Here is a 4,071-nt window from a genome sequence, read left to right on the forward strand (position 1 = left end):
GAGGTTAATAATGAATTGTGTAATCTTCTAATAACTCCATTTTTCTTTCGTTTTCTATGCTTTATGAAATTTGACAACTTCAAGTTATTGTTAGTGGACAATACTTTTATTAGCTGTATCATACTCTACAAAAAGATAAATATTATATTCCATCGCTTCTTCAAATGCTGCATTATAAAATTTAATTTCTTCAGGTGTTCCAATATAGATACTTTTTTTGTTATCAATAAAATCCCACAAATGAATGCTTTGCTTAGAAACATCAACAAATTCAATAAAATATAAATTACCTGCTGATTCTTTTGACATTGAATATCGCCCCTTTTACGTGTACTATATTAATACACAAATGATATACATTTAATATACCATGAATCATTTTAATATACAATGTGTATTAAAATAATATACAATAAGGTGGGTTGTATAATGTCTCAAGTGGTTAATATGCGCTACCCGAAAGAACTTTTAAAAAGAATTGATGATTTTAAGGATAAAAAAGGGTTTGGAACTCGTACACAGGCTATTATTTATTTGCTTCAATCTGCATTAGATCAAGCTGAAAGAAAGAACTAAAAACAAACACATATGATACAATGAATGTATATCGTAAGTGTGTCGTTACTCCTCGAGCGACGAATAAAAGAGGAGTCGTTCTCCCTAATGACGACTAATAAAAAGGGATCGCAAACCCTCAATGCGATTAAAAAGATAGGGCTAGTAAGTAAGCATGAAAAAAGTGGTGAAAGTTCATTTCCAGAACTTCCACCACTTTTTTGTTTGTTCTTTACTTGCTGCTATTTGTTTTCTTACTTCCATACTTTCTTTTAGTGATTCTAAAAGTTTTTGATCTCTTACTTCTAACTTTTGTTCAATATATTCTTGGTGTTTTTTTATTTGCTCATTTTGTGCTTGTAAAACCTCAAGTAATTTCTCATTAAATTCTTTCTGTTCTCTCATGTCCTTTTGTAGGTGTATCAAGGTTTCCCCTATGTTTATGCTCACTTCATTTTCATCATCATTCACAGTAATATTCATGGGTATTCCCTGTTCAGTAAGAGCATTTTCTACATCTTCTATGGTTTTACCTTCTGAATACAATTCTCTAATTTTAAGGAGAATTTGAAGCGACTCTTCAGCAATCAAATAGCTTTTATGTTTTTTCTTTATGATTAAGTGGTGAACATGATTATTTAAATATCGTCTAAGCGTTTGATGTGGTATACCGGTTTCTTTATCTGCTTCAGAAATTGTAAACCATTTTCTCACTTTCTCACCCCACATGTTTACCATCTTCTTATGTTCAGTGATTCTAGAAAACACAATTATTTTCCTTTATTTTTTCATGAGAATGCTTATGAATCATTTTACACGCTCATTTTAAAATAGAAAATAAAAAAAGAAGTAAGGCTGTTTAAACGTGATGTTTAAGTGTGCAAGAGAGTATAAAGTGAGGTCGTACATATGAATTGGAATAACTTAATCTTTAAAAATCTATTATAAAAAAATAAAAAGAGAGGTGATTTGATTTGAGAATGCAATTTAAAGAATTTCATTTAGAAATTTCTCCAATTTTAGTGGCGATGGTGTTACATGCAATTTCTGTTATGCTTTGATAATAAAGTAAAGAGGACTTCTTTTAGAGTCCTCTTTGCTAGTTAACTAGTAAATTTCAATTTTTAAAGTGTTAATCAATATTAACTACGAAAGAAAATGAACAATCCACCCAAGTATGCTTAATGTAACTAAAACAGCACCAAACTTCAAAACTAATCGCAGGAAGAAAGAACCTGTTGCCAACAAATATTTAATTCCTTTTAGGAAAAGAAATCCCACAATTATTAATAGGAAAATGGTAGCAATCACTTGAACAGCAATCATACTAAAATCTCCGTCTAATTTCGTCTATTACATCTTGAGATAGTATGAATTCATTGTTTCTTAATCTTTCCGCAGTGCTACGAAGATAATTTATATCATCTTCAGAAAGGGTTTGTATATACTCTAAGTTTACAGATGAAAATCTATTTATTGAAATACTGTTTTGAGAAGTTGATTCTTGTGCTATTTTCTCCTTTATTTCTATAAAATCAACAGTTCCGTATGTTTTCATCAGTTTTTTAGCTAATTTAACAGCTTTTTTTTCTTCTTCTTCTTTTAATTTTTTCTTAGCTTCAGCAATCTTTTTGTCTGCTTCTTCCCTTAATTTAAGCGCTAATTCTAATTCCTCTTGTGGATCCTTTTTTCTAGCCATGTTGAGTCTAATCTCCTTTTTATAAATTTCTTAAGACGTCAAATCTAGAACCTTTTTTCGTTTTCCCCTTCTCATAATTACTTACCTTTTCTCCAAACAACGAGCCAAAATAACTTGATTCAACTTTTTTATTTTCTGTTGGTTGCCCGATTTTCTTTGTATCTTGGGTTGATTCAACTATTTGTTTAATACTCTGCTGTACTGGTTCTGGAGTAGATGAAAATGCCTTTTGAACATCTTGCAAGATGACTTGTTTAATTGGTTCTTTTGCTCCAAAAGATGTTTTTTCTAGCTCTTGAACAACTTTCATTTTGAGTGTTTCAGGAGCAATATTTCCTTGTTTTTGAACATCTTCTATTACTCTCTTAACTGTTTGATGTGCTTCTTGTGGAAGCCTTGCTGTTGTAAGAACTTGCTGTACATTTTGTTGTATTTGTTGCGGTGTCGCTATTTTTGCTTGCTCTATTTCTTGTACGACACGTTGTCTATTCGGTGCCGTTTCGGAACTATTTTGAACATCTTGAATCACCGTTTGACGTTGCGACACTGCCTGTCCGTTGCTAGATTGTATATCTTGTACAATGGATTGCTTGCCTATATGGTTAGACTGTGGAACGGATTTAACATCTTGTTCTATGCTTTGTTTTAATGGAGCGCTATTCACTGTATTAGCCTTCATATTTTGAACAGCATCTTGCATAGAATGATTAGCCGAGCTTCCAGCTGCAACTTCTTGTCTGGTACGATTAATAATCCCTTCGCTGCTTTGTTGATTAATTGATTTATTCTCAGGAGTTAATCGCATATTACTTGCTGCATTTACATCCACATTTCCATTCGGATTTAATGATTCTTTTAATTTCATTTCTGCTAAAATTTCTTCATTCGATTGTGTTTTACCATTTGCGCGATCATTCACACTGCTAATAACATCTTGTTGAAGTGTCTGCCTTTGATTAGTTGGCGTTATTGTTGCGTTATCTCCTGCATTTTTTTCTTGTAATTCTTGGCCATTGTTAGACGTATCATATCTTTTTATTGATGATGAAGGGTCATTAGAAAGTTCGTTATTGCTATTTAAAGACTGTTTATTTTGATTTAAACCCTTTTCCCCTTGAAGTGCGTTAGCTACGTTTGTAGCGACTCCAGAAGTTTCAACAGCAGCAGTAGAAAGACCTTCCATCTTACCATCTGAATTAATACTATTACTCAATCCATTACTACTCAATTTTTCTTTAGAAAAATCACCCAATTGATTTCTATTTTTGTTATTACCTGAAACACTATCATTAATCGATTTCTTATTATTATTTGATTGATTATTTAACCTATCTTTATTTACATTTTGATCGTGCGTATTGTTACTGTCATTGTTTTTGGAATTCCCTAGATTTTTTAACCTTTTAAATCCTCCTGTTGTTGCTCGACCAAGCGCAAATGCACCTACAAGTTGACCAAACCCTTCTTTCAATCCTACATCTACACCAAAATAGCGCATAATGGTGTTGCTACCTTTAATTAAAACGAAAGTTGAGGAAATAATCGCAATTACATAAATAAAAATGTTTGGTTGCTTGCTTGCTAAAAACGAAAGAAACACAGTATACATTTTTAAACTTAATCCTGTAAAAGCAATTAAAAGGAAAGCGTTTAATATGTCCTGTACAACCATTTTTGTTCGTTGTCCATTCTCTAAATCAGTGGCAAATACAAATAATCCTACAACCTTTTTAAAACCAATTTCTATGATTGTAGTAACAAAAATAAAAAGAGTAAAAACATAAGCAACAAGAAGAGCAGCTAACCCTATTATCATG

General features: G+C 31.7%; 5 protein-coding genes. 1 reads left to right on the forward strand and 4 read right to left on the reverse strand.

Annotated features, from left to right (window positions below; translation table 11 throughout):
* Positions 1–90 precede the first annotated feature (90 nt).
* A complete protein-coding gene (locus tag ACFCZ1_RS38315; RefSeq protein WP_375867851.1) occupies positions 91–309 on the reverse strand; it encodes a hypothetical protein in 219 nt (72 codons plus the stop codon).
* 129 nt (positions 310–438) lie between these two features.
* Here ACFCZ1_RS38315 and ACFCZ1_RS38320 point away from each other — a divergent pair, with 129 nt between their 5' ends.
* Positions 439–576, forward strand: coding sequence for a hypothetical protein (locus ACFCZ1_RS38320; protein WP_375877797.1), 138 nt, complete (start codon positions 439–441; stop codon positions 574–576).
* Between the two features lie 174 nt (positions 577–750).
* Here ACFCZ1_RS38320 and ACFCZ1_RS38325 read toward each other — a convergent pair whose 3' ends face one another.
* The 3 genes from ACFCZ1_RS38325 to ACFCZ1_RS38335 form a co-directional block, all read right to left on the reverse strand.
* Positions 751–1,323 (reverse strand): DUF3967 domain-containing protein, encoded by a 573-nt coding sequence (locus ACFCZ1_RS38325; protein WP_375877796.1) that lies wholly within the window; start codon positions 1,321–1,323, stop codon positions 751–753.
* A gap of 559 nt (positions 1,324–1,882) precedes the next feature.
* Positions 1,883–2,254 (reverse strand): hypothetical protein, encoded by a 372-nt coding sequence (locus ACFCZ1_RS38330; RefSeq protein WP_375877795.1) that lies wholly within the window; start codon positions 2,252–2,254, stop codon positions 1,883–1,885.
* 19 nt (positions 2,255–2,273) lie between these two features.
* Positions 2,274–4,071, reverse strand: a 1,798-nt coding sequence (locus tag ACFCZ1_RS38335; protein WP_376682892.1) for a hypothetical protein, incomplete at its 5' end; no start/stop codon positions are given.

It is taken from the genome of Streptomyces sp. NPDC056224, assembly GCF_042267665.1.
In the GTDB taxonomy this organism is placed as follows: domain Bacteria; phylum Actinomycetota; class Actinomycetes; order Streptomycetales; family Streptomycetaceae; genus Streptomyces.